Here is a 26,986-nt window from a genome sequence, read left to right as displayed (position 1 = left end):
TCATAATAACTTAAATTTTCTTCTTATAAAGCAAAATACCTCTCATTCACATGAGAGGTATTTCAATAAATATAAAAAGCAAAATTACATATTTCTCCTATACTGCCCACCAACTTCAAACAACGCCGAAGTAATCTGACCTAAAGAACAAACCTTTGTCGCTTCCATTAAATGGTCGAATAAGTTTTCGTTTTTAATAGCCGCTTGCTGTAATGTATTTAAATGCTCGTTTACTTTTGCTTCGTGGAAATTATGCAAATTATCCAGCATCGTAATTTGATATTGTTTTTCTTCTTCTGTAGCACGAATAACTTCTGCTGGAATTACCGTTGGCGAACCTTTTGAACTTAAGAATGTATTTACACCCACAATTGGAAAATCTCCGTTATGTTTTAAAGTTTCGTAATACAAACTTTCTTCCTGAATTTTAGATCTTTGGTACATTGTTTCCATTGCGCCCAAAACTCCTCCTCTTTCTGTAATTCTGTCGAATTCTTGAAGAACGGCTTCTTCTACTAAATCGGTTAATTCTTCGATGATGAACGAACCTTGAATTGGGTTTTCGTTTTTCGCTAAACCTAATTCTTTATTAATAATCAGCTGAATTGCCATTGCACGACGTACAGATTCTTCTGTTGGTGTTGTAATCGCCTCATCGTACGCGTTTGTGTGCAATGAATTACAGTTGTCGTAAATCGCATACAAAGCTTGCAAAGTCGTTCTAATATCATTGAAATCAATTTCTTGTGCGTGTAACGAACGCCCGGAAGTCTGAATATGATATTTCAGCATTTGTGCTCTTTCGTTGGCTCCGTATTTGTTTTTCATGGCTTTTGCCCAAATTTTACGCGCCACTCGACCAATAACCGAATATTCTGGATCTACTCCGTTTGAGAAGAAGAACGATAAATTTGGCCCAAAATCGTTGATGTTCATTCCGCGGCTCAAATAATATTCCACGTAAGTGAAACCATTTGAAAGGGTAAATGCCAATTGCGTAATTGGGTTCGCTCCTGCCTCTGCAATATGATATCCTGAAATCGAAACCGAATAGAAATTACGAACGTTTTTATTGATAAAATATTCCTGAACGTCTCCCATTAAACGCAACGCAAATTCAGTTGAAAAAATACAAGTATTTTGCGCTTGATCTTCTTTTAAAATATCGGCCTGAACCGTTCCGCGAACTTGAGCTAACGTTTTTACTTTTATTTCGTTATAAACATCTAAAGGTAAAACCTGATCTCCTGTTACGCCCAAAAGCATTAATCCTAAACCGTTGTTTCCTGCTGGAAGTTCGCCTTGATATTTCGGCCTTTCGATTCCTTTATCTTTATAAAGTTTGTTGATTTTTGCTTCAACTTCTTTTTCTAAATCATTGGCTTTGATGTAAATCTCACATTGTTGATCGATCGCCGCATTCATAAAGAAACCTAACAACATTGGCGCAGGCCCATTAATGGTCATACTTACCGAAGTCAAAGCATGAACCAAATCGAAACCTGAATATAGTTTTTTAGCATCATCCAAACAGCAGATTGAAACCCCTGCATTTCCAATTTTCCCATAAATATCTGGACGCAAATCTGGATCGTTTCCGTATAAAGTTACACTATCAAAAGCCGTAGAAAGCCTTTTTGCAGGCATTCCCGCACTTACATAATGAAAACGTTTGTTGGTTCTTTCTGGTCCGCCTTCTCCCGCAAACATTCTTGACGGATCTTCGCCTTCACGCTTAAAAGGATATAATCCCGAAGCAAACGGAAATTCTCCAGGAACATTTTCCTGTAAATTCCAACGCAAGATATCGCCCCAACCTTCATATTTTGGCAAAGCAATTTTCGGAATCTGTAAATGCGATAAACTTTCAGAATGCGTTGCAATCTTGATTTCTTTATCACGTACTTTAAATGAGTAAATCGGATTTTTATATTTCGCTACTTTATCATCCCAATTTAGGATAATCTCCCAATTGTACGGATCTAAGTCCATTTTTACTTTATCGAATTGATTCAGTAAAAGGTTTAAAAAGATTCTGTTTTCGTCGTGTTCTTGAAATCCTCCTGTTAAAACAGAAGAATCGTCGATTCCTGCTTTTGTAATTTGAGGAACTTTACCCGAAACCGATTCAATGGTTTTGAAGATTCCATATAATTTCTGAGCTACTTTTTGCTGTGCAATTGCAGTCTCGTCATAATTTCTGTTATTCTCGGCAATTTCAGATAAATAACGTGTTCTCCCTGGCGGAATTACGAATATTTTCTCGCTCATTTCTTTTGTGATTGTAAAAGTCGATTTCAAATTTGAAGCCGTTTTTTCAACCACTTTATCCATAATCGCTTTGTAAAGCGTGTTCATTCCCGGATCGTTAAACTGCGAAGCAATCGTTCCGAAAACTGGCATTTCGTCTGGGCTTTTATCCCAAAGACCATGATTACGCTGATATTGTTTTTTTACATCTCGCAAAGCGTCTAAAGCTCCACGTTTATCAAATTTATTTAAAGCCACTAAATCGGCAAAATCAAGCATATCGATTTTCTCCAATTGTGTTGCCGCTCCAAATTCTGGTGTCATTACATATAAAGAAACATCAGAATGATCCATAATTTCGGTATCAGATTGACCAATTCCTGAAGTTTCCAAAATAATCAAATCGTATTTTGCGGCTTTTAAAACCTGAATTGCTTCGGCTACATATTTAGACAAAGCCAAATTTGACTGACGTGTCGCCAGCGAACGCATATACACACGAGGATTATTAATCGCATTCATTCGGATTCTGTCTCCTAAAAGTGCTCCTCCTGTTTTTCTCTTAGAAGGATCGACAGAAATTAATCCGATTGTTTTTTCTGGGAAATCAATTAAAAAACGGCGAACCAATTCGTCCACCAAAGAAGATTTTCCTGCACCTCCTGTTCCTGTAATTCCTAGAACTGGAATTTTAGAACTTACATTGCTTTCGTGTATTTTATCAAAAACTGGTTTTGCAATTTCTGGAAAGTTTTCTGCCGCAGAAATTAAACGTGCAATTGCCGTTGGAACCTTATTTTCGATATGATCGATTTCTCCGTTTAATTTATCTCCAATAGGAAAATCAGCTCGCTGAACCAAATCATTAATCATTCCTTGAAGTCCTAAAGAACGTCCGTCATCTGGAGAATAAATTCTTGTAATACCATATTCATGCAATTCTTCGATTTCGCTCGGCAATATTACACCTCCTCCTCCACCGAAGATTTTAATGTGTCCTGCTCCTTTTTCGCGAAGCAAATCATACATATATTTAAAGTATTCATTGTGTCCGCCTTGGTAAGAAGTCATGGCAATAGCATTGGCATCTTCCTGAATGGCGGTATTTACCACTTCTTCAACGCTTCTATCGTGACCTAAATGAATTACCTCAACACCTGTAGACTGGATAATGCGTCGCATAATATTTATGGCAGCATCATGTCCGTCAAAAAGCGAAGCTGCAGTAACAATTCTTACTTTATTTTTAGGAATATATGGTATTTGTTGTTCCATTTTATGAATATGATAATTTTATGCGACCAATGTACAAAATATTTTAATATTTGATTAAGACAATAGCTTTATGTTAACAAAAATAAATCGATTTCGTGAACTAAAAGGGTAACAAATTACGTAACTAATTGATATAGTTAAAGAAAGCTTAAAGACATGGCAATTTCGCAACATTTAAATAAAATCTGGAAACATGTTTTGAGTACTCCAATAGTAATTTAGCAGTGTAGAAAAGCCCCAAATTTTTACCGACGACTTACATAGAAAAGTAATAACGTAAAAATTAAAAAAATGAGAACATTTTATTCATTCACCGTAATTTTAGGTTTGAGTTTTTTTGTATTTTCTTTTAACAGAATTGAAAAAAGTAATCTTACATATACAAATACAAAAGCTTCAAATCATTCAACCGTTTACAATAATTCAGATGATGTAAACGAAATTTCAAACGACTTCTTTAAAAGATATTCTGATTTGAAAAAATATAAATCTGAAGTTATGTCGTTGTACAAAAACCGAACGCTTGGAACTATTTGGTTTGACGAAGATGAAATTAACGAGTTTGGTTCTGTTTTGTATGAAAAAGCAAAAAAAACAAATGACTTAATTATTCCTTATCAAAAAGAAATTGACCAATTGTTTAGCGCTTCGTCAGATAAAAGTACTATTTCTAAAACTGATGCAGATATGCTTTTAAGTTCATTATATGTTTTATACACTAAAAAAAATAATGCCGACAAGAAAAAACTTTCTTATGATGCTATGCTAAAAGATTTCTTAAACTATAGTACATTGGAAGAAGAAACAACAGCAGTCGCTACAAATGAAAAAGTTGAGTTTGACCAGTATTATAAATTGCAAGATGCTTTAAAAAAATACAAAAGATTAGAAAAATCAAGCAAATACAAACCAATTGTTCCAGAAGAATCTCCATACAAAGAATTGCGTCCAGATGCGGTTTCAAGCACCATAGCACAAGTGAGAACTCGTTTGTATTTACTAGGAGATTTAAAAACCGATTCTAAAAGCAATGTTTATGATCGTGAATTGATGGATGCTGTAATGAAATACAAAGTCCGTAACGGATTTAAACCGAATTACATCTTGGCTCAAGAACATATCGATGAAATGAATATTCCGCTAGAAGATAAAGTTGCCACTTTAAAACTTAACATGGAAAGATGCCGTGAAATTGCATCTAAAATTGCAGCAAGCGATGAATATGTTTTGGTTAACGTTCCTTCTTTTGAATTGTTTTATGTTAAAAATGGAAAAATAGTTCTGACTTCTCCTGTATTTGTTGGGGCGCCTTTGACAAAAACTACCATTTTTAATGGAGAAATTGACAGAATCGTTTTTAGCCCATATTGGACTGTACCGCAAAGTATTGTACAAAACGAATTAAAATCTAAAATTGCTGCAGATCCAAATTACCTTGCAGAAAAAAATATGGAAATGGTTAACGGTCAAGTAAGACAAAAACCAGGACCAGACAATTCGTTAGGATTAGTAAAATTTATGTTTCCAAATCCTGATGATATTTACATGCACGATACGCCATCTAAAACATTGTTCGATTTCGAAAAAAGAACTTTCAGCCACGGTTGCATTAATGTAAAAATGGCAAAAGAACTTGCCGTTGCCATGCTGAAAGATTATCCAGAATGGAATCAAGCAAAAATTGACAAAGCTATGGAGGGTAAAACAGAAAATAGTTTTAAACTGTCTAAAAAAGTGCCAATTTTCATTACTTATTTTACTTCATTGGTAAACGAAAATGGTGAAATTGGATTCTTTCAGGATGTTTATGAAAAAGATGCTGATTTAACCCGTGAAACGCTTTCCGGCACAACACCTGTAAATCAATAATTTATACCAATAATTTTGAGGAAATTTATCAAAAGTATATTTGATAGATTTCCTCTTTTTTATTTTATCCCTTAATCTAAAAATACCGTAAAGTATTACTCTTAAGTCCTTTAAAGGCAATATTTTTTTAAGAATCTTCTTTTTTTTGCACTATAATTCAGCTTCATTTTTTTTATAAATGTTTAAAAAATAAACTATTATGAAAACAAATAATATTGAAGGCCTTACAATGTTTGAGATAAATGTTTTAATTCAGCAAGGAGGCAAATTTATCATGTTTCCATTTATTGTTTCTGAAATGGTAAAAAAGACCAAGGAACCTAATGTCTATTTTATACGCCCCAATGAAGGCACTTTTAAATATGCTTTAAGACACTTCTTTCTGAATTTGTCTATAAGCTGGCGCATTTTCCCATACGCGCCTATTTATGTGGTAAAATCTTTATTTTATTTTTTGAAAGGCGGTAAAGATTATACTCAAAACATATTAAACGAGTTAAAAAAGAACCATCCGATATATCACCCTGATTTACAATATCTGCAGTAATGTTTTTTTTGTCCTAAAATGATATTTTAAAAACCTTTTGAGGTTGAAATCATGACATGTTGGAAAGAGATTTGCAAATCTTTTTTTAATAAAAAACTACAATGAAAAAATGCATTTTAATTCTTGGTGTTTCTGTTTCAACTCTCTTTACTTCATGTAATAATTTTACGTCCAAGAATTCAACTGTTTCTGATGGAAACAATAAACCAAAAGCACCAAAAGCAGTAGGACCGTCTCGTATACTATTTATTGGAAATAGTCAATTAGAGTATTTTATCAGCGCCCCTACTTTATTCCAAGAACTTTGCAATGCCAGTAATAAAAACATAAATATTGATCAGCTAACCACGTTGGGCGTGGGATTGGATAAAGTTTATTTTACAAATAAAACAGAAGCTAATCAGAATTTTTCAAACATTGATAAAGATGGAAATTATTATGATTATGTGGTGCTTCAAGAGTCGACATCAATTGCATTGAAGAATATTGAGAAATACAGATCAAATCTAAAAATGTTAGCTGAAAAGATACACAAAAATAGTCCTGATGTTGCAATTTATGTGTATCAAAATATGACTCCACTACCTTATACAGATTCACAATACAATAATTATTATAAAGAATTACGAAAAAATACAGTCTTGGCTACCGCCTTTATAAAAAATGCAGGATTATTGAGAATTGGTGATGCTGTTAAAGATGCCTATAGTGGTAAAAGTGGCTATAATTATCTAAAAAACAATACCGATAATCTTTGCTACGGCCAAAACACTCCTCACTTTTTAAATGATGGAGGATTTCTTCAGGCTGTTTTATTATATACCACAATCTTTGAAAAAAAACCGATTATTCCTAAAAAGTTAATTTTAAGCACTGGAACTGGTGATAATGATAGCATGAGAAAACAGGAAGTGTCAAAAGCCATAAGTGATCCTATAGCACTTGAAGAAATCGCCTATAGCAATAAATAATTTGTCAAGTTACAACTCTGAAAATCTTCTTATAAACACGTAAGAAGATTTTTTTATATAAAACTCTAAAAACCAAGAGATTTTATACTTATTTTAGCTTAGTCATTTCACTTAAACCTCTAATATATGGAAGATTCTAATGAGCTAATACAAAAACAAAGCTGGCTAAACAGAAATTGGAAATGGCTGATTCCTAGTGGATGTTTAACTCTTATCATATTAGTAGCATTATTTATAGGGGGAATTTTCTACGAAGTTACTTCTGTATTAAAAGACTCTGAAGCTTATAAAGAATCTATGACTGCGCTTCAAAATAATAAATTGGTAGTCGAAAAACTTGGTTCTCCTATAGAAACAGACGGAATCGTTTCTGGAACCGTCACCTCAAGCAACAGTGTGCGAACTTGCGATGTACAAGTTCCACTAAAAGGTCCGAAAGGCAAGGGAACTTTATTTATTGTAGGCGAAAAAAGAGGTACGTGGAAATACAGTGAAATGTCTGTTTATATTGAGAATACAAATGAAAAAATTGATCTTTTGAAAAAATAATTTTTATGTTTTTTAGAAAGACTTTACTTTATTGATGTTTATGATGTGTCTTAAACTAGCAACTATATAACTTTTCGAGGCTTTTTATCAGATAAATTTAAATGAGATTTGCATATTATAATAAAAAATCATCTTATAGTTTATAATATGATTTCTTTTAATGAAAATATGGCATACGAAAAATTTACTCGTAAAGACAAGAAAAAAATCACAGAAGATTGGGCTTCCGAATTTCCTGATTTTACAATATATAAACCAATGCATTTAATTAGGCGAAATGGACCATTTTTGTGCGGATTACATTTTGCAACCTATTCCAACAATGATTCGTACGAGGTTATATTTCATATTCATAGTTTAATGACAGAATTTCCAATAATATCTCTTGGAGTAAACAATTCTTTAACAAATAAACATAATGTTTCAGAAAGCATTACTTTGCAATGGCATCACAATCATTTCAAAAGTATTTCAGAAAGAATGCGACAAAAAATTACATTATTGCAAAAAAGCAATCTAAAATTAGAAGATTTATCTGAATATATTGAAAACAATATGTCTGATTGGGAACTATACGCTTTTGAAAGTTTAATACTTTTGTATTTCAAATTGGGTAAATCTAAAAAAGCATTTGATGAATTAACATTTTATAAAAATAAAATTTCAGATTGGCCAGAAAATATCAAAACTAAATTCAATGAAAGTACATGGAAAGAAGATTTAATTTTATTAATGAATCATGAAAAACTGGATCAAACAATTAATTCTGAATTAGAAAAATTTAAACTTTCTGAAATTAAAGATTTTGGAATAATCTAATACAAATATATAAATTGATCGCAATCGCGAGAAATACTATAAAAAATTAATTTTCAAAAAAATCATGAAATCTTTTTTCTTTTTATTCGCTGGAATTTTTCTGAGCGCTTCTTCTTTTGCACAATCTGCCAAAAATCACCAAGTTTACGCCAATCAAATCAAACAATTCTCAAAACCTGCTAGAATATTAAACAAGAATATTGACACTCAAGGAAACGGTTCTGTTGAATTTACAAATGCTAAAAATCAAATACTTCGATTCCGATTACATAACAATAAACTTCAACAAGGGTCGTGTAGTATCGCTTTTGAGATATACTATTATGAAAAGAATTATCTAAAAAGAATTGAATCTTTTGACAGTAATTATAATTTGATTGGCTGCAATTTAAAACTAAACGGAGAAGCAGTTACAGAATACATAATTGAAAAACCTGCCTTGTATCTCAAAAAAAAGAAACTAATCGATGATGCCGAAGGAAATATTGACATGAAAGATGATTCTAATGAAAAAATCATCCGTGTTCAATATTTTGATGTTCATAATAAACCTATTATGCTGCCAAAACCTGTTTACATTTCGAGTAAAACCTACTGGCAGGATAATATTAGAATGGGATGGCCATAAATCAAAGTGCTAAGAAAATGAGATTCTAAGTTACTAAGTTCTTTTATGTTAAGTTTACAACAAAATGTTAGTTTGCTTAAAATAAAATTGTGGCGTTGTTTTTGAATAAGTAGTATTTTTGAAACTTAAATAAAACCCCCATAATGAAAAAGATTTTACTATTAGCCGTTACATTTTCGCTTACTTCTTGCGCACAGGTACAACAGACTTTAAATCAATTGCCTCAGATCGCATCTCAGATTCCTACTACAGGAACTGTCGACATTGCTTCTGGATTAAAAGAAGCTTTAAATAAAGGAATTACACAACAAGTAAGTAAATTAACCGCTGTAGATGGTTTTTATAAAAACGAAGCTGTAAAAATTTTAATGCCCGAAGAATTGCAGAAAGTAGATGCAACACTTCGTAAAGTAGGATTAAGTTCTCTTGCAGATGAAGGAATCAAGATGCTGAACCGTGCTGCAGAAGATGCCGTAAAAGAAGCTACTCCGATTTTTGTTACAGCAGTAAAAAACATGTCTTTTACAGATGCTAAAAACATACTTTTAGGAAGCGACAATGCCGCAACAAATTATTTGCAAAACAGTACAACGACTTCTTTATATGCCAAATTTAACCCAGTAATTAAAAGCTCTTTCGAAAAAGTGGGCGCAGATGCTGTTTGGACAAAAATTATAACCAAATACAACACTATTCCATTAGTAAAAAAAGTAAATCCAGATTTGACTGATTATACAACCAATCAGGCTTTGTCTGGTGTTTTTAAAATGATTGCTGTTGAAGAAAAAGATATCAGAAATAACATCTCTGCAAGAACAACGCCTTTATTGCAAAAGGTTTTTGCTATGCAGGATGGAAAATAATTCTAAAGTTGCTAAGCTTCTAAGATACTAAGTGTCTTAGCATCTCAGCATCTTTGTGACTAACCAAAAACAAACTGAAATGCAAAAAATTACCATACTCATTCACTGTAAAGACCAAAAGGGAATTATCGCTGCAGTAACTACTTTTATTGCTAAGGTAGAAGGAAACATCACCTACATTGACCAGCATGTTGATATAGAACAAAATGTGTTTTTTATGCGTTTAGAATGTGAATTTACCAATCAGGGCAATAGCATTGAAGCCATAAAAGAAGAATTCAGCCAGACGATTGCTGCCGATTTCAACATGTCTTGGGATTTATACAATCAGGAGCAGAAACCTAAAATGGCTTTGTTTGTTTCTAAATATGATCACTGTTTGTTTGATATTTTAGGACGTTACAGTGCTGATGAATTAGGTGTTGAGATTCCGATGATCATAAGCAACCATAATGATTTGCGATCTATTGCTGAACGTTTTGATATTCCGTTTCACTATGTTCCCTTCACAAAAGATAACAAAGAAGAAGGCGAAGCAAGACAAATTGAACTTTTAAAAAGATATCAGATCAATTTTATCGTTTTGGCGCGTTATATGCAAATTGTAACTCCAAAAGTGATTTCGCTGTACGAAAATAAAATCATCAATATCCATCATTCGTTTTTACCTGCATTTCCTGGTGCAAAACCATATCATTCAGCTTTTAAACGTGGAGTGAAAATTATTGGAGCAACTAGCCATTACGTAACAGAAGAATTAGACGAAGGTCCAATCATCGAGCAAGATATTGCAAGAGTTTCCCATATTCATTCTGTAGAAGATTTTATCATGAAAGGCCGTGATTTGGAACGCATCGTTTTGGCAAGAGCCATTAAACTGCACGCTGAAAGAAAAACAATGGTTTATAGTAATAAAACCGTTGTGTTTTCTTAAGGTTCAAAGTGGCAAAGGTTCAAAGGTACAGAGGCTTTTCTTTAACTAAAAAACTTAGAGTTCGCTCAGTCTTACAATAAACATCTTAAAATAACAAACCCGACAGGTTTAAAACCTGTCGGGTTTTATTATTAATTGCTGTTTTTGATCGCTTGAAACGGGAGTTTATGTTTGCAGTTGTTAATTTTTTGCCTGCTCCAATAATTCTGATTTTTAGCATTTTACCAAACATACAAGCTTCTATTTAATACATTCATAAACAAAACTGATTGTTATTGTATTTTAATAACCAAACACTATTTAACGTTACAGAAAGCTCAAAACAGTCCTTTTACAAATCTTAACGTATGGTCAACAAAGTAATAACAAAACCTTAACAGCAAAAAATTGATATATGTCGGACATTTGTAATGTAATAAACTGGTTATTTATTATTTTGGTTTTGGTTAGTTAAATGATGCCGGCTTCTTCGAGATGCCGGCATTCTTTTTTGGGTTAAATCCTAACAGGATTTTTTAAATTCCAATAAAAAATTCCAAATTCCGATTCTCGTAAAACTTCCCTTTTAGATTAAAATCCAAGTAAAACAAAAAAACAAATTCCGCTTTTTCGAAACTGGAAATTTGGAATTTCAAAATATTGGAATTTTTTAAAATATTTTAATATTAACTTATACCCAACAAAGTAATAACAAGACCTTAACAGCATAAGTTTGATATATGTCTGATCTTTGTACTGTAATAAACTGGTTATTTATTATTTTGGTTTTGGTTAGTTAAATAATGCCGGCGTCTTCGAGATGTCGGCATTCTTTTTTGGGCTAAATTTCAATAAAAAAAAATTCCAAATTATCGAAACTGAAATTTGATTCTTAAGCTGCCTTACTTTGAATATAATTTTACCGCAAAGAGCGCAAAGTTTTTTATTTAAGAGTTTAACACAAAACGCAAAGTCCGCAAAGCTTTATGTAAAAACTTTGCGCTCTTTGCGCTTAAACTTTCAAGCTTCAAGTTGCTTTACTTTGAACATAATTTTAACGCAAAGAGCGCAAAGTTTTTTCTCAAGAGGTTTTGCATAAAAACACAAAGTTCGCAAAGCTTTGTCTAAAAAACTTTGCGAACTTTGCGTGAATCTTTGCGCTCTTTGCGGTAAAAATTACTCGTCAAGATAGTAACTTGGAACCTGAAACTTTAAACAAAAGAAAACTAATTCTTCAATCTTTCATGAAGTAATTTAAAATACGGAAACGCCTTTAGCAATCTGCTGCCGTGCCAAGAGAACATTTCACCGTCAACAAAAATAGTTTTAGCATGATGCGTGAATCTTCCTATTTCGAAGGCATCTTCTTCTTTGAAAGGATACGGTTCTGATGAAAGGAAAACAATATCAGGGTCGCCTTCTAAACGCATTTTCTTTAATTCAATTTCAGGATAACGTCCTTTTTCTTCGTAGATATTATTAAAATGATTTAGTTTTAAGAGCTCATTGATATAAGTATCTTTTCCAGCTACCATATAGGGATTTTTCCAAATAAAATAAGCCGCTTTCTTTTCCTGTATGTCTTTTATATAATTTTTAAAATCGCTCAAGGCGAAAGCCAATTTGTCGTTCCATTTCTGGGCTTCGGTTCGGCAGTTGAATAATTGTCCGAAATCTGAAATCATCTGAAAATTATCTTCAATAGAAACAATATTCGTAACCCAAACTGGACAGATTGTGCTTAACTGTTCTACAATTTCAAGCGTATTTTCTTCTTTATTGCAGATAATAATATCTGGTTCTAAAAGCTTTATTTTTTCAAAGTGAATTTTCTTCGTTCCGCCAACAATCTTTTTGGTAGATTTAAAATGAAACGGATGAATACAAAACTTTGTTATTCCGATAATTTTTTCTTCCAAACCTAAATCATAAAGCAATTCGGTTTGTGAAGGAACAAGAGAAATAATTCGTTTTGGAGCTTTTTCGAAAGTATGAACCTTTCCTATTTGATCTGTTAGTTGTTTCATAGTTTTTAGTCGCAGTCGCCGTTTTCAGTCTCATTATGAACTGCGACTGAAAACTTTTATTTATTAGCAATAATCTCAGCCATTTCCTGCTGCACTTTCAAAGCTTCTTCTCTAGCCTTTTCAGCAAAATCGGTTCCTTTTGAAGCGTAAATAATCGCTCTTGCAGAATTTACCAAAAGACCTACTTTATCATTCATTCCGTATTTGCACACTTCAGACAGACTTCCGCCTTGGGCGCCAATTCCTGGAACCAATAAGAAACTATCAGGAACAATTTTTCTGATTTCGGTAAAATATTCTGCTTTGGTTGCACCAACAACGTACATTAAGTTTTCGCTGTTTTTCCAAGTTTTAGAAGTTTCTAGAACTTGTTTGTATAATTCTTTTCCGTTTGTGTTTAAAGTCTGGAAATCGAAAGCGCCTTCATTTGACGTTAAAGCCAACATAATTGTATGTTTGTTTTCGAAAGCTAGAAAAGGCTCAACAGAATCTTTTCCCATATAAGGAGCAACCGTTACACTATCAAAATTCAAGTCTTCAAAAAAAGCTTTAGCATACATGCTAGAAGTGTTTCCAATATCACCTCGTTTTGCATCTGCAATTGTAAAAATATCAGGATAATTTTCGTTGATATAATTAATCGTTTTTTGCAGAGACATCCATCCTTTTATTCCGTATGCTTCAAAAAAAGCTGTGTTTGGTTTGTATCCAACAGTCAAATCGTGAGTGGCATCAATGATTGCTTTATTAAATTCAAAAATAGGATCTTCTGTTTCTAATAAATGTTGCGGAATCTTTGTCAGATCTGGATCTAAGCCAACGCATAAAAATGATTTTTTTTGAAGAATTTGTTCGTGTAATTGTTGTGTTGTCATATTCTTTTTTGCTTGTGCGGCAAAATTACAAATTATAATGGTTAATGAGTTAATGGTTGGTTGTTAATTGTTAATGGTGATGGTTGATGGTTGATGGTTGATGGTTGATGGTTGATGGTTACTGTTAAATGTTTGCTGTTGTCAGGCTGAGAGGAGTCGAAGCCTCTTTGTTCCCTTTGACTCCGCTCAGGGTGACATTAATCATACTATATTTTAAATTATATCACTAACATTGAATTCCTATAACATCTATCAAAAATTGTGTAATAGAAAAATTAGAATCAAAGGTAACTTTGAAATAAACCATTAAAAAGACAATTATGAGCCCAAATATCGGAATATCAGCAAAAAACTTAAAAAAAAGCGCCTCTATACTTGCTACGATTTTATCAAATGAAATGACTTTGTACGTAAAAACTAGAAAATTTCATTGGAATATTTCTGGAAATAGTTTTATGGAACTGCATAAATTATTTGAAGAACAATATCGTGTTCTTGAAGCTCAAATTGATGAAGTAGCAGAACGCATTAATCAATTGGGTGAAAAAACAATCGGAACAATGAAGGAGTTTATAGACAATTCTACTCTGAAAGAATCTCCAAAAGAACATGCTTCTCAAAAAAACATGTTATCTGAACTTTTAGAAAACCACGAACAGCTTATAACAGAGTTTAGAAGCTATATTCCTGTTTTTGAAAACGAAACCAATGATGCCGGTTCTGCCGATTTTGTAACAGGTTTGCTGCAAGAACACGAAAAAATGGCTTGGATTCTGAGAAGATATCAGGAATAATTCACAGCCAAAGTGAAAATTATGCAACAGTCAGAAAAATAAATGTAACATGGTTCTGACGGATAATTTGCAATTTTACAATACAATAAAAAACTTAAAAGCGATATCATGAATACTACCGAGATAAAAGGAAACTGGAACGAGTTGAAAGGAAAACTTAAGCAAAAATATGCAGAGTTAACAGATGACGATTTGATGTTTGCTGAAGGAAAAGAAGACGAAATGTACGGAAGACTTCAGCAAAAATTGGGGAAAACAAAAGAAGAATTTCATCAAATCCTGTCAGAATTGTAAATCCTTGCAACTCAATCAGGGAAATACCGTCTAGTAAAAAATATTAGACGGTATTTTTTTGAAAATTTTATTTTAAAATCACAATTACTTGTAATTCTATATTATTTAAAAGCAAAAACACCAAATAAAATAAGTATCTTTAACCAAATTTCTATAAAATGAAACTATTTATAAAGTTCGACATTAATACCATTTGCTCTCTTTATTTAAAACAAAATTTGGAACAAAACAATGTAAATTTTACAACTTTAGGATTTGGCGAAATTGAGATTGAAGACAATCTTGATGCCGAAGCGTTGGAGAATTTAAAAAGCAAATTGGCTCCATGCGGTTTTGAAGTAGTTGAAAATCAAAAAAGTGTGCTTGTCCAAAAAATAAAAGATGCGATTATCGAACTTGTATTTATGGATGATAATAATAATTACAAAAGTTCTGTGTTTTTGGCTGAAAAACTAAACCACAGCTACGGATATTTATCAAATGTTTTCTCAGAAGTAACGTATTCTTCTATTGAAAACTTTATTATTTTACAGAAAATCGAAAGAGCAAAACAGTTGATTATTATCAACGAAATGAGTCTTACCGAAATTGCTTTTTTACTAAATTACTCTAGTGTTGCGCATTTGAGTACGCAGTTTAAAAACACAACCGGGATTACGCCGTCTGCTTTTCAGAGAATTATTAAGAAACGAAGAGAAAATTTAAAATAAAAACCCAAATACCACATTAAAATGCAAAAAAACGCATTACACATTTTATTGGCCGATGACGATGAAGATGACCGTCTTTTCTTTAAAGATGCATTTGAAGAAATAAAGATACAAACAAATGTAAGTTTTGTTCATGATGGGATGCAACTCATGGATCATTTAATGGACACCAACAATAAACTTCCAGATATTTTGTTTCTAGATTTAAATATGCCTAAAAAAACAGGTAAAGAATGTTTAATTGAAATCAAAAAAACGGACCACTTAAAAGATATAATTATTGCGATCTACTCCACCTCTTCTTCTGAAGAAGATATTGAAGATACATTTATTCAAGGCGCCAATATTTACATCAAAAAGCCAAGCGATTTCAATACACTCAAAAAAATCATTAATGAAGTCGTAACTGTAAACTGGCACTACCATACCTCTGGGTTAAACCGTGATAATTTCTTGCTGCGACTAAAATAAAGCATACCAATAATGAAGTGGATACCAAATTTTAATTCTTCAAACTCTTTGAGAGTTATTTTTGTAATCGCAGTTTTCATTCTGTTATTTCTTTCTTCAATTGCTTACAAACATAATCAGGACTTGAACGAATCAAGCAAACTGGTTATGCATGCCTACGAAATCAACATACAGCTCGAACGATTAATGTCGGCTATTAAAGATGCAGAAACAGGTCAGCGCGGGTACATCATTACCCGCAATGCTCGTTTTTTAACTCCTTACATCTATTCTCGCGACAAAGTAAACACATCGTTTATCAACTTAAAAAAACTGACTGCCGATAATCCGAAACAGCAGGATAATCTTCATAAACTTTTCAAACTCATTACACAACGTTTCGTTTCTTTTGAAAACTGTTTAAAATATAGCGATCCAAAAACATACGATAAAAGAAAATTGGATAATCATATGTTTGGCGGACGCATTTTGATGGAAAACATTCGTTTTAAGGTGGACGAAATGAACGACATCGAAAAAGAGTTTCTAAAGAAAAGGCTTAAAATTTATGATTCTGAAATTTCTTTAAGTCCGCTATTTTCAATTTCATTATTCTTGGTGGCTTTGAGTTTTATCTTATTGGCTTACCGTCAAATCAGCCGTGACTTTGAAAGATTGAAAGTATTCAATAAAAAACTTTTAATTTCAACCGGTTTAATTTCTGAATCTGAAAACATTGGTAAATTCAGCACTTGGCAATGGGATTTGGACTCTGATAAAATTGATTTTTCAGACAATCAGTTCCGATTATTGGGTCTTGAGCCAAAATCTTTTGCGCCCAATAAAGCGACACTTTTAAAATATGTTCATCCAGACGATAAAGAATCTGTTGCTAAAGCAATTGACGGAATTGTAGAAAAGAAACACCTTCCGTTTGTGTATTATAAAATTGTGCGTCCAGATTTTGAAGTTCGTTATTTTAAAACAACAGGCAAATTAGTAACTGACCAGCAGGGAAGTAAAATTTTGCTTGGAATTAATTTTGACATCACAGACGAACATCTTTTAAATATTGAGCTTCAGGAACGAAATAAAGAGCTGGAGAAAAGCAACAAAGAACTAGCTTCTTTCAACCACGTGGCAAGTCACGATTTACAAGAACCGCTTAGAAAAATACAAACTTTTATTTCTAGGGTTTCAAGTGCCGATAAAGAAGTTATGTCTGAAAGCGGTAAAAATTACATTACCAAAATAGAAAGCTCCGCAAAAAGAATGCGTGTTTTAATAGATGATCTTCTTTTGTTTTCTAGAACCAACACCACCAAAAAGGAATTCATTAAAATGAATCTGAATGAACTTTTGGATAATGCCGAATCTGAATTAGGTGAAGTGATTGAAGAAAAGAAAGCCGTAATTCAGCGTAATGGCAAACTTCCGAAGCTTTCTGTAATTCCGTATCAGATCGAACAGCTGTTTATTAATTTAATTGGAAATTCATTAAAATACAGCAAACCAGATGTTGATCCAGAAATTTCAATTTCTAGCGAAAAAGTAAATTCTTCTGACTATCCTGAAATCTTAGAACAGTCTGTAAAGAAATTTCACAAAATCACTTTTACCGATAACGGAATGGGATTTGACCCTCAGTTTAAAGAAACTATTTTTATTCTTTTTCAGCGTCTGCATTCCAAAACAGATTATCCAGGAACCGGAATCGGATTGGCAATCTGCAAGAAGATTGTAGAGAACCATAAAGGTCATATTACAGCTGACAGCACTCTTGGCGAAGGCTCTGTATTTACGGTATTTCTGCCTGATTAAACTTCATTAAAAAAACACATAAAAAGCGTTATATAAATCCATTATGGGAATTATATAACGTTTCTTTTTTATGCTGTAAAGCAAAATCTTTCATTCGTTAGCATCTTTGTAATGTAATACTTTAGGAAGTAAAAATGAAAGCAATTCCCCTATTAAAGGCTGTATATTTTAAAGTCTTTTTCTTATTGGTATTAGTAGTCTGTGCGACGTCTTGCAGAAAAATTAATCCGATAGAAAATACTTTTAAAAACCAAGCTTTTGCAAAAAATGACAGAGAAGAAACAGAAGTCTTCTTTTTTATTTCGACGGCGAATATTAGCAAGTCAATTATTTCTAAAAGTCAAATTGCACAACAAAAAAGTTCAGATGTTATTGTTCAGGAATTAAGCAAAAGAATAGAAGTTCAAGAAAGCCAATTATTGGATGAAGTAACTAAAATGGCAACATCAAAGCTCATTGTTATTACCGAAATAAATGCCACGCACAAACGAGACCTGTACAACCTTATTGATGCCAGCAGTAATGATTTCGATACTATTTATTTAAACGCCATGAAAGAAGCCATGTCTGATCAGATCGAACTTCTTGAGAAGATTTCTAGAGAAACAAATGATAAAGAAATACTTGAACTCGTTCTTAGATTTTTGCCAGAACAATATAAACTCTTACGAGAGACTGAAAGAATAAAAAAACAAAATGTATAAAAGCCTATTATCTATCTATTAACTAAATTTTTTACTATGAAATTACAAGCCAATTTTTTATGCGCCTTAACACTTTTTTTAACAGCATCATTCGGAATGCTGCACGCTCAGGACAATAATGTAAATACCGAATTCGGTGTAAAAGGAGGATTCAACATGTCTAACCTATATGGTAGCGGAGATGATGTAGATGACAACAATATTCTGTACGGATTTAATGCTGGGGTTTACGCCACACTTCCTATCTCAGATTTTGTTGCCATCCAGCCAGAACTTTTGTTTACCACAAAAGGTTCAAAATTAGAATACAATAGCGCTTTTGCAAGTGGAGATGCAAAATTTAGACTGAATTATATTGAACTTCCACTTTTAGTGCGAGTTAATGTTACTAAAAACTTTAACATTCACGCCGGTGGTTATGCTTCTTATCTAGTAAGTTCTAAAGTAAGCGGAAACGGTACTTTTGATTTTGACCAAGATATTGACACAGACGATCTAAACAAATTTGACGCAGGTATTTCTGCAGGTGTTGGGGTCGATTTTAACCCAATCAGCATAGGATTGCGCTACAATTATGGTTTGACCACTGTGGGTAAAGAAAGAACTGTTGCGGGAACTACATACACATTTCCTGATGCAAAAAACAGCAACTTGACATTATATCTTTCTTATAAGCTAAACTAAACAAGAAATTGATTATTAACCGCTAAAATAAAAACCATGTCAAACTTATTATATACCATAGCAGTGATTCTGGTAATACTTTGGGCTCTTGGGTTCTTTGTTTACAGTTTCGGAAGCATTATCCACATTCTGCTCGTAATTGCCATTATTGCCGTATTGCTTCGCTTAATTAAAGGTCGAGAAGTATAAAAATCACAATTCATTAAATCAACAAATTATTAATATTAATCCATTTAAAATTATTTATTATGAAAACTAGTAGCACAATTTTAGGAATTTTAGGAGCCGCAGCGGCGGGAGCATTCATAGGTGTTTTATTTGCACCAGACAAAGGGTCAAACACAAGAAAAAAAATCAAAGATAAATCAAAAGATTACGGGGATAACTTGAAATCAAAATTTGATGGCATCGTAAACACAATCACTTCAAACGGTAAAGAAATTATCGAAGAAGGAAAATCTAAACTTAACCAAGTTAAAGAAGATTACAACACGCTGAAAGACGATGTAAAAACAGTAAAATCAAACTATTAATAGCACGAAAGTATTAATTAGTGAAATTTTCAAACCATAAAACCCTATATCATGGAACCAAATGCAACAACAAACGAGAATTTAAATCTTTATGAGAAAGCAGAAAACTATGCTAAAACAAGTTTAGAATTACTAAAACTAAAAACAGTGTGTTCTGTTGCTGATGGTGCATCATCATTGGCATCTAAGATAGCGATTGGTATTGTTGTTGCATTTTTTACCTTGTTCCTGAACATCGGAATAAGTTTATGGATTGGTAAAGAACTTGGAGAGTATTACTATGGCTTTTTTATCATGGCGCTATTCTATCTTATTTTAGTGATTGTGGTGGTAAAATCTCATCATAAATTGATAAAAACCCCAATTGGAAATACAATCATCTCCAGTATTCTTAAAGAAACAAAAAACTGATTTAATTTATTAATAAACATAAAAGACTATGGAAGCCATTTACAATATTGATCAATTAAATCGAAAAATTGAGGAATTAGAAATTCGCCAAGATAAAGAATGGTGCGATATAAAAGACGAAATTGACGAGATTAAGAACAATTTAAAACCGATTAATCTGATTAGAAATACGGTTGAAGAAATCAATGAAACTGTCGGTTTTAAAAGCCATATCGCGCAATCGGCAATCAGTATCGGAATCGGTTATCTGGCTAAAAGATTTATTGTCGGAAAAGGCGATTCGATGTTCAAAGGTATTCTTGGTTCTATCGTTCAGCTTATTGTAACCAATCTAGTTTCGAAACCTCATCATGAATCTGAAGAAGAAGATTCTCAATACGAACCGTCTAGAGAGTAATTGTCTAACTTAATTTAATTATTATGGAAAAGCTTAGCGAAATAGTAATAAAAAATGGTGTATACGTTTACTCGAATCTATATAAATGTTTTGAATATACGAGAGTATTTTTAGGGGTATAGCTTTTTTTAAAGTTGCTAAGGTTCTGAGATACTAAGGTTCTAAGTTTTTTTTTAAAGATTCTGCGAATCTTATTTTCTTACTATCTTTTGAAACTCACAATCATATAAAAAAACAGCATCACTTTGTGATGCTGTTTTTTATGCGTTAAAGTAAAACTTAGAAACTTAGTACCTCAGAATGTTAGAAACTTCATCTATAATCCTGATAAATCGGCAATTTCAAACCAGCATAAATATTACAGGCTTTTGAATTGTTTGAGAACAGACTAGAAAAAAGAGTTCCTGAACCAATAAATATTGGACCTGCTCTAAAACCAGCTCCGATTGCTGTTCCGCTGTATTGCATGTACGTTACAGGAACATAGAAACTGAATTGTCTTGTCTCGTATCTTGGCGTAAAAGTAACCGAATTGGCAATTGCAGTTCCGTTTACTTTTTTGGCGTCTACAAGACTGAAATCTCCGCTTAGGTTTAAGTAAAATCTTTGGTCTATATTCCAATCAAAATTGGTGTGCAAAGCAGTTGGAAGATTGGCTTTTACTCCTTTTTTAGACGAAATTTTAGTGTAATTCGAATCGAAAAACTCAAAAATATCATCAGCATCTTCAATATCTTGCTGAGTTACTCTTCCTGTAATATTATAAGTATTCTCTACAATGTTTTTATAGTTTAGTTTTCCAATATCGGTTACAGAAGCCGCAGCTTTAAACTTATAGCGGTTTCCAGCACAAGTATGGCAATTGGTACGATATTCGTATGTAAACCCCAAGTCTACCCCCACTCCAGCCGAAGCCGCGTCAAACTTTGCATTATCTCCGTTTGCGTAATCGTAGCTTGCAGCAGTTCTTATAGTCCCTGTCGAAAGATATTCGCTCATAGCAGGATCTGCATTATTTTTATTGAAAGCTACGCTCACATCACTTCCGTTAATGTAGCCGTTTACTCCCGCCATTAAGTATTTTAAAGTAATTCCACCTTTAACAAAATGATCATCGCGATCCAATAGAATCGTTGCATAACTCGCCCCAATTTCAGCCCAAGAATTCGTAACCCCATTCGTATTCCCGCCTGTGATTAAAAAATTATTTGAAGCATCGACATCTTTGTTCACCTCATCAATAAGCTGACCGTTTATGCCAATAAGATTTGTAACGCTTCGCACGCGCGTAAAAAGCGCCACACTATGAACAGGCGTGATATTCATCATAAAAGAAGGGCCGAGAATATCTACGTTAAAATTTCCTCTGTTATTCGATTTGAAAGTTTTGCTCGCATCAGTCGCCAAATCATAATCGCCGTCTAGTGCATCTAGAATATTAATTCCGTACAAATCATTCTGTCCCGTTCCGCTTGCCGAGAAAATCGTAACATCGGCACGATATTTAGAATCGACAACATTAGACGGATTAAATAAAGCACTCTGAATTCCGGCAAAATTATCATCCCTAAATCCAAAATACGATTGCGACCGCGCATAAAAAAAGCTTCCAAAGAAGCAAAATAAGAGTAAAGTTTTCTTCATAAATTAATGTTAGTTGGATGATTGGTATGCAAATATGAAACAAAAAATAGTAATAAAAAATTTAACAAATGATATGTATGTTAAGTTTTTTCGATGAAAGTATAAGATTATAAGAACGATAAAAAAAGAAAGAAGGTTCTTTCTTTTTAGGCTCAAAGTAACAGAGATGCAAAGGTTTAAAGGTTTAAAGGTTTAAAGGTTTAAAGGTTTTGAAAAAATTTGCAATTTTTTCTATTATACTAATTCACAGAGAGAGAAAACCTTTGAACCTTTGCACAACAACAATACATTGCGTTCCAGCGGTTGAAACCGCTGGCTATGTTTTTTTTAAAGATGCTAAGGTACTAAGTTGCTAAGATTCTAAGTTTCTTCCAATCTTCCATATTTCTTTACACAAAAAAAGCCGAACAAAGTTCGGCTTTAAATATTTTGAGTTCATAGAGAAAAAACTCAGAACCTTAGTATCTCAGAATCTTAGCAACTCCGAAAAATATGTTCAAAGAAAAAAAACTTAGAATCTTAGCAACTTAGAAATTTAGTAAACTTCTGAAGCTTCCTTCAATTTCTCCATGTTATTAACCAACTGAAGCTCAGAAACAATTTTCTGAATATCACCATTCATGATATTTCCTAAATCGTAAAGCGTTAAACCAATACGGTGATCCGTTACACGACCTTGCGCATAGTTATACGTACGAATTTTTGCCGAACGGTCTCCAGAACTTACCTGAGAACTACGTTTTTTAGCATCTTCCTCCTGCTTTTTGGCCAATTCCATTTCGTACAAACGAGAACGTAATACCATCAAAGCTTTATCTTTATTCTTGTGCTGCGATTTCTCATCCTGACATTGCGCCACCAAACCTGTTGGAATGTGCGTTAAACGTACAGCCGATTTCGTTGTATTTACCGACTGACCTCCAGGTCCAGACGAACAGAAGAAATCTACACGAACATCGTTCATATCTACCTGAACATCAAACTCCTCAGCTTCTGGCAAAACCATAACCGTCGCAGCCGATGTATGCACACGACCTTGTGTTTCTGTCTGCGGAACACGCTGAACACGGTGAACACCCGCTTCAAACTTCAAAGTTCCGTATACATCTTCTCCAGTAACTTCAAAAATTACCTCTTTGAAACCTCCAGAAGTACCCTCATTCATATCTACAACAGATGATCTCCATCCCATAGATTCGCAATATTTGGTGTACATTCTAAACAAGTCACCAGCAAAAATACTCGCTTCGTCCCCACCCGTTCCGGCGCGGATCTCCACCATAACGTTTTTCGCGTCTTCAGGATCTTTTGGAATAAGCATAAATTTGATTTCCTCCTCCAATTCTGGCAGACGTTCTTTTGCTTCATCCAATTGCATTTTGGCCATTTCCACCATTTCAGCATCACTTCCATCAGCAATAATTTCGTTTGCTTCGTCGATGTTTGCTAAAATTATGATGTACTCTTCTCTCTTTTCAACAAGCGCTTTTATTCCTTTATATTCTTGGTTAAGCTGCTTATAACGTTTTTGATCAGAAATAACATCCGGCTGAATAATCAAATCCGAAATCTCATCGAAACGCTGCTTTACATATTGAAGTCTATCTAACATTTTCTAATTCCTTTTATTGGACGGCAAAATTACAAAATTTTTATCGAAAATTCTAGTGTTCATTTTTTCGGGAATTTAAGTTGAATATTTAGTGGAATTGTAATGATTTTTAGGAGCTGTTTCCTGTCCCGATAGCTATCGGGACTATATCTTTTTAGGCAGAATATTTACGGTTTAATAAGATCTTTTTCGTTTGCCTAAAAAGGATGCCGCTTCTATCAGGGCTAGGGCTTTGGTTTTCATAATTATGTTTACGGTTTTCCGTAATGTATTTAGATTTTATGTTCTTAGTTTTGGAAACCATACTAAACTAACAACCATAAATTTAAAATGAAAAGACTATTCACCACATTCTTGTTTCTTTTTATAATTATCCAAAATTACTCTCAAGGAAATAATTCTGAAACACGTAAGTTTATTGAAAATGCAGAAATCACTCAAGTAAATAGGGATTGGAATACAAAAGCAGAATTTAAATCTGGACTTGGTGACATTGTTTCTTTCTTTCCAATTGAAGTAATTGATTTGAAATCCAATAGAAAAATAAAATCATTACAAGTGGATATGACTCTAAAATACCACGCAAATAAAAATAATTTCAAATCTTCATGGATCGATTTAAATGAATTAGAGGAATTTATAGTCTTTATAGAACAATATGTTATTCCAAATCTTAAAGATAAAACCGAACAAAACCAATCAACTACATACATTTTTAATTCAAAAGAAATAATGTTTAGTTTCAAAATTCAAAATGCTTTAAGAAGAATATCAATATATCTTAAAGATAATGGCATTACGGATTATGAAAATTATTTCTGGACAGAAACGCAAGTAGGAAAAATTCCTGAATTGTTTACAATGTTGAAGGAGATTAAATAATACCATTGGCTCTATTTCAATTTTTAAATGATAAAAAACAGGGGTTTTTACTTGGTCTAACATTTAAATTTTATACGATGTTTGTTCTTTAATATATAAATATCTTTCTTTTCATCGGCAAGTTTTTTATTCTTTGTCACAACTTACAGAAAACCGTAAAGCTCCTAAAAGTTAATATTTTTGGAAAAATGCAAAAGCATCAAACGTTGACTAAAAAATAAATATTGATAACTTCGACATATATAATTGAGATAGCACTTGTTTTTCAATATGCAATGATGTAAACAAATTAAAAGCAATGAAAATAGAAGAAATTGGGTTATTAATAAAATTACTAAGACCAAAATATTATAATAGAATTACTAAATTATTAGTAGTCGGTGGACTAGCATTATTATCAAAACCTATTTGGGTAGATTTTTTAAATCTAGTTTTAGGTGAATTCAAATTATCATTAATTGGTGAATTTGATTGGGCATTAGGATTAATTGTAATTATTCTTGCTCTTTTGTACAACTTATATCATCGCTATTTAGATTTAAAACATGAAACAAAAAATGAGCCCGCATTTAATAAAGTTATATACAAAAAATTTACAGAATTTGGAAAACTAGCCCAAGCAATTTTCCCTCTATTAAAAGACAATGAATATATGTTTAAAAATACAGCCCCAAATTCAGGAAGCTCTATTGTAGAACCATTAAGAACAGATTTTACATTATGGGAAAAATTAAAAAGAGAAGCTATACTTCCTAATAATGAATCTATAAAAAAACTATTACAAGAAAATAAGTCTCTGTTTCCTAATAAATATGAAGCCATAATTAATAAAATGTTACTTCATATTGATGCTTTTAATGAACATGTAATAAACCCAAATTTTGATTATTCACAGTATCAATTTCCAATTGAGTTTAGTGATATAATTTTTGCCGAAAGCTTTAAAGCAACCTTACTTGATAAAAAATTAATCAAAATGAGGGAATGGCTAGAAAAAAAACTTATATCATCTTTAGTCATAGACTGGTTTATATTTGGTTCTGCCGTCTTTATATCTGACAAAGCAAATGATATTGATATTGCAGTCATTTCAAATGCAAATAATTTATATATCAATAATTATATAAATCAGTTAAAATTCGATTTTAAGATCAAATTTAAAAAAGATTTACATATTACCTTATTTGAAGAAGTAAACAAAAATGATTACCAAATATTCTTAAATAAAAATCCTTTTCATATAAAATAATTAAAATGGGGAAAAATTTACACTATTCGATAAGACCATTTATAGAAAAAGCTCTTAATAATCATTTTGCAGTAGAAAGAATTGAAGAAATTCAACTAGATGATTTCTATGCCTATAAGATTCATCGAAAAAGAGGAATGTCAGATGTAATAATTGTTTTAAGTGATGACTATTACTTTAGTTCAGCCTCAATTCACAACAAAGATAATATTTTAAAAGATGGTGGCTTTATTTTAATTGCAAGACCGGAAGCTAACGGAATTGAAGAAAGTCAACCAGAGGAAAAACTAGGAATTGGAAAGATTGGGAAGCTTTTAGGGGCACTAAATCATGAGAAATATTGGAATTACGAGCCTCCTATAAAAGAATAAGCTAGCATAGATTCCATTTTTATCAAAGCCCCTACTGGCGCGAGCGTCTCGCTAGTGCTTACTTTGCGTTCACGAGCGAGACGCTCGCGTTAGCAACGGAGAACAAAGTTAAAAGATTTAATGTCATTTTTGAAAATAAATTAAACAACAAATGGGAAAAAACAAAAAGCAAAAATTGACTCCTAATGAAAAACTAACTTTAGTTTTTTCTTCAATAGCTATTTTTTTGGCTTTAATACAATTAATTTTTTCAGTACCAATTTTCTCAGATTATGTTTATAGTCCCAATATTATTGGTAAATTAGATAAAAGAGAATATGATAATGGAAAGATTAGATTTATTTATAAAGTAGAAAATAATGGAAACAAAACAGCTGAAAATCTAATTTTAAACTTTTCATGCTTTAAAAATGACAGTGTTACAGTGATGCCAAATTTAAATCTTAAAATAACAAAAAGAGCTAATGGTATTCCTTTAAAAGATATTATTATTGAAACAGATTCATTTGTCTCCGGTGATTGTTTATTTATAATTGTTGAAACAGATTCAATTAAATATAACAAATCAGATTTTAAAGATATTTTTCCTTTCATTGGACAAATTAAATATAAAGATGGTTTTGGAAAAACGATAAAATAAATTCGAAAATTGACATAAAGCCAGAACCATTTGCCTAGCAGACTTAATTTGCCAGTTATCGGGATTTGCAATCCGTACCCGCAACAGTAAGGCACTTTGTAAATCAAAAAGAAAACGAGTCAATCTTTGCAGGCACGGATTTGCAACCCCGATAGCGCGGATTTGCAATCCGTGCCCGCAACAGTAAGACACAATACAAATAAT

General features: G+C 32.5%; 28 protein-coding genes. 23 read left to right on the top strand and 5 right to left on the bottom strand.

The genetic code is table 11. The annotated features are described in order from the left end of the window. Window positions 1-84: 84 nt before the first annotated feature. The gene (locus ACNRYB_RS11465; RefSeq protein ID WP_473730132.1) at window positions 85-3,525 is read right to left on the bottom strand and encodes a methylmalonyl-CoA mutase family protein; all 3,441 of its coding nucleotides are present in this window, start codon (window positions 3,523-3,525) and stop codon (window positions 85-87) included. Between the two features lie 291 nt (window positions 3,526-3,816). On the opposite strand from ACNRYB_RS11465, the gene ACNRYB_RS11460 reads away from it, so the two are divergent. The 8 genes from ACNRYB_RS11460 (at window position 3,817) to purU (ending at window position 10,705) form a co-directional block, all read left to right on the top strand. Continuing rightward, window positions 3,817-5,394 (top strand): L,D-transpeptidase family protein, encoded by a 1,578-nt coding sequence (locus ACNRYB_RS11460; protein ID WP_473730131.1) that lies wholly within the window; start codon window positions 3,817-3,819, stop codon window positions 5,392-5,394. Window positions 5,395-5,593: 199 nt separating this feature from the next. Then, complete coding sequence (locus ACNRYB_RS11455) at window positions 5,594-5,941, top strand: hypothetical protein (RefSeq protein WP_343707923.1); 348 nt, start codon at window positions 5,594-5,596, stop codon at window positions 5,939-5,941. A 101-nt stretch (window positions 5,942-6,042) separates the two neighbouring features. After that, a complete protein-coding gene (locus ACNRYB_RS11450) occupies window positions 6,043-6,912 on the top strand; it encodes a hypothetical protein (RefSeq protein ID WP_473730130.1) in 870 nt (289 codons plus the stop codon). Window positions 6,913-7,038: 126 nt separating this feature from the next. After that, window positions 7,039-7,461, top strand: coding sequence for a cytochrome c oxidase assembly factor Coa1 family protein (locus ACNRYB_RS11445; RefSeq protein ID WP_129747372.1), 423 nt, complete (start codon window positions 7,039-7,041; stop codon window positions 7,459-7,461). Between the two features lie 147 nt (window positions 7,462-7,608). Next, window positions 7,609-8,280 carry a hypothetical protein gene (locus ACNRYB_RS11440; RefSeq protein ID WP_129747371.1) on the top strand — a complete coding sequence of 224 codons (672 nt, stop codon included), beginning with the start codon at window positions 7,609-7,611 and terminating at the stop codon, window positions 8,278-8,280. 64 nt (window positions 8,281-8,344) lie between these two features. After that, entirely contained in the window at window positions 8,345-8,908 is a 564-nt protein-coding gene (locus ACNRYB_RS11435) for a hypothetical protein (RefSeq protein WP_473730129.1), read from the top strand. 143 nt (window positions 8,909-9,051) lie between these two features. Next, a complete protein-coding gene (locus ACNRYB_RS11430) occupies window positions 9,052-9,771 on the top strand; it encodes a DUF4197 domain-containing protein (protein WP_129747369.1) in 720 nt (239 codons plus the stop codon). A 79-nt stretch (window positions 9,772-9,850) separates the two neighbouring features. After that, the gene (gene purU, locus ACNRYB_RS11425; protein ID WP_473730128.1) at window positions 9,851-10,705 is read left to right on the top strand and encodes a formyltetrahydrofolate deformylase; all 855 of its coding nucleotides are present in this window, start codon (window positions 9,851-9,853) and stop codon (window positions 10,703-10,705) included. 1,205 nt (window positions 10,706-11,910) lie between these two features. On the opposite strand, the gene ACNRYB_RS11420 is transcribed toward purU, so the two are convergent. Both ACNRYB_RS11420 and pyrF read right to left on the bottom strand, forming a co-directional pair. After that, entirely contained in the window at window positions 11,911-12,711 is an 801-nt protein-coding gene (locus ACNRYB_RS11420; protein WP_473730127.1) for an ABC transporter substrate-binding protein, read from the bottom strand. Window positions 12,712-12,767: 56 nt separating this feature from the next. Next, the gene (pyrF, locus tag ACNRYB_RS11415; RefSeq protein ID WP_119789749.1) at window positions 12,768-13,586 is read right to left on the bottom strand and encodes an orotidine-5'-phosphate decarboxylase; all 819 of its coding nucleotides are present in this window, start codon (window positions 13,584-13,586) and stop codon (window positions 12,768-12,770) included. Between the two features lie 320 nt (window positions 13,587-13,906). Between pyrF and ACNRYB_RS11410 the strand changes: the two genes are divergently transcribed. From ACNRYB_RS11410 to ACNRYB_RS11360, 11 genes are all read left to right on the top strand, one after another. Continuing rightward, a complete protein-coding gene (locus ACNRYB_RS11410) occupies window positions 13,907-14,380 on the top strand; it encodes a Dps family protein (protein WP_473730126.1) in 474 nt (157 codons plus the stop codon). Window positions 14,381-14,488: 108 nt separating this feature from the next. Further along, window positions 14,489-14,674 (top strand): CsbD family protein, encoded by a 186-nt coding sequence (locus tag ACNRYB_RS11405; protein WP_008462351.1) that lies wholly within the window; start codon window positions 14,489-14,491, stop codon window positions 14,672-14,674. Window positions 14,675-14,832: 158 nt separating this feature from the next. Next, window positions 14,833-15,384: a helix-turn-helix domain-containing protein gene (locus ACNRYB_RS11400; RefSeq protein WP_111365181.1), complete on the top strand. Its 552-nt coding sequence runs from the start codon at window positions 14,833-14,835 to the stop codon at window positions 15,382-15,384. A gap of 21 nt (window positions 15,385-15,405) precedes the next feature. Next, the gene (locus ACNRYB_RS11395) at window positions 15,406-15,855 is read left to right on the top strand and encodes a response regulator (protein ID WP_129747364.1); all 450 of its coding nucleotides are present in this window, start codon (window positions 15,406-15,408) and stop codon (window positions 15,853-15,855) included. Window positions 15,856-15,867: 12 nt separating this feature from the next. Then, entirely contained in the window at window positions 15,868-17,655 is a 1,788-nt protein-coding gene (locus ACNRYB_RS11390) for a CHASE3 domain-containing protein (protein WP_129747363.1), read from the top strand. Window positions 17,656-17,789: 134 nt separating this feature from the next. Then, on the top strand, window positions 17,790-18,359 hold the full coding sequence (locus ACNRYB_RS11385) for a DUF4142 domain-containing protein (RefSeq protein WP_473730125.1): 570 nt from the start codon (window positions 17,790-17,792) through the stop codon (window positions 18,357-18,359). Window positions 18,360-18,395: 36 nt separating this feature from the next. Continuing rightward, window positions 18,396-19,043, top strand: a complete 648-nt coding sequence (locus ACNRYB_RS11380) for a porin family protein (protein WP_129747361.1) — start codon at window positions 18,396-18,398, stop codon at window positions 19,041-19,043. Between the two features lie 36 nt (window positions 19,044-19,079). Continuing rightward, complete coding sequence (locus tag ACNRYB_RS11375; RefSeq protein ID WP_111365189.1) at window positions 19,080-19,232, top strand: lmo0937 family membrane protein; 153 nt, start codon at window positions 19,080-19,082, stop codon at window positions 19,230-19,232. A gap of 59 nt (window positions 19,233-19,291) precedes the next feature. Beyond that, complete coding sequence (locus ACNRYB_RS11370) at window positions 19,292-19,576, top strand: YtxH domain-containing protein (protein WP_129747360.1); 285 nt, start codon at window positions 19,292-19,294, stop codon at window positions 19,574-19,576. A gap of 51 nt (window positions 19,577-19,627) precedes the next feature. After that, a complete protein-coding gene (locus tag ACNRYB_RS11365) occupies window positions 19,628-19,987 on the top strand; it encodes a hypothetical protein (RefSeq protein ID WP_008462338.1) in 360 nt (119 codons plus the stop codon). A gap of 28 nt (window positions 19,988-20,015) precedes the next feature. Beyond that, window positions 20,016-20,384, top strand: a complete 369-nt coding sequence (locus ACNRYB_RS11360; RefSeq protein WP_129747359.1) for a hypothetical protein — start codon at window positions 20,016-20,018, stop codon at window positions 20,382-20,384. A gap of 312 nt (window positions 20,385-20,696) precedes the next feature. Here the strand turns inward: ACNRYB_RS11360 and ACNRYB_RS11355 are convergent, their stop codons facing one another. Both ACNRYB_RS11355 and prfA read right to left on the bottom strand, forming a co-directional pair. Then, on the bottom strand, window positions 20,697-22,028 hold the full coding sequence (locus ACNRYB_RS11355; RefSeq protein WP_473730124.1) for a DUF5723 family protein: 1,332 nt from the start codon (window positions 22,026-22,028) through the stop codon (window positions 20,697-20,699). 535 nt (window positions 22,029-22,563) lie between these two features. Beyond that, complete coding sequence (gene prfA, locus ACNRYB_RS11350) at window positions 22,564-23,640, bottom strand: peptide chain release factor 1 (RefSeq protein WP_111365195.1); 1,077 nt, start codon at window positions 23,638-23,640, stop codon at window positions 22,564-22,566. Window positions 23,641-23,970: 330 nt separating this feature from the next. Here prfA and ACNRYB_RS11345 point away from each other — a divergent pair, with 330 nt between their 5' ends. The 4 genes from ACNRYB_RS11345 to ACNRYB_RS11330 all read left to right on the top strand — a co-directional run bounded on the left by ACNRYB_RS11345 (window position 23,971) and on the right by ACNRYB_RS11330 (window position 26,782). Beyond that, window positions 23,971-24,522 carry a hypothetical protein gene (locus tag ACNRYB_RS11345; protein ID WP_473730123.1) on the top strand — a complete coding sequence of 184 codons (552 nt, stop codon included), beginning with the start codon at window positions 23,971-23,973 and terminating at the stop codon, window positions 24,520-24,522. Window positions 24,523-24,820: 298 nt separating this feature from the next. Next, window positions 24,821-25,771 carry a hypothetical protein gene (locus ACNRYB_RS11340; protein WP_473730122.1) on the top strand — a complete coding sequence of 317 codons (951 nt, stop codon included), beginning with the start codon at window positions 24,821-24,823 and terminating at the stop codon, window positions 25,769-25,771. Between the two features lie 5 nt (window positions 25,772-25,776). Then, window positions 25,777-26,142, top strand: a complete 366-nt coding sequence (locus tag ACNRYB_RS11335) for a hypothetical protein (protein ID WP_274255896.1) — start codon at window positions 25,777-25,779, stop codon at window positions 26,140-26,142. A 151-nt stretch (window positions 26,143-26,293) separates the two neighbouring features. Next, on the top strand, window positions 26,294-26,782 hold the full coding sequence (locus ACNRYB_RS11330) for a hypothetical protein (protein WP_428238547.1): 489 nt from the start codon (window positions 26,294-26,296) through the stop codon (window positions 26,780-26,782). Window positions 26,783-26,986: the final 204 nt, after the last annotated feature.

Source organism: Flavobacterium sp. CR10 (genome assembly GCF_055814415.1).
The sequence above is the reverse complement of the archived record's forward strand: the minus strand, read 5'-3'. Positions and strand labels throughout refer to the sequence as shown.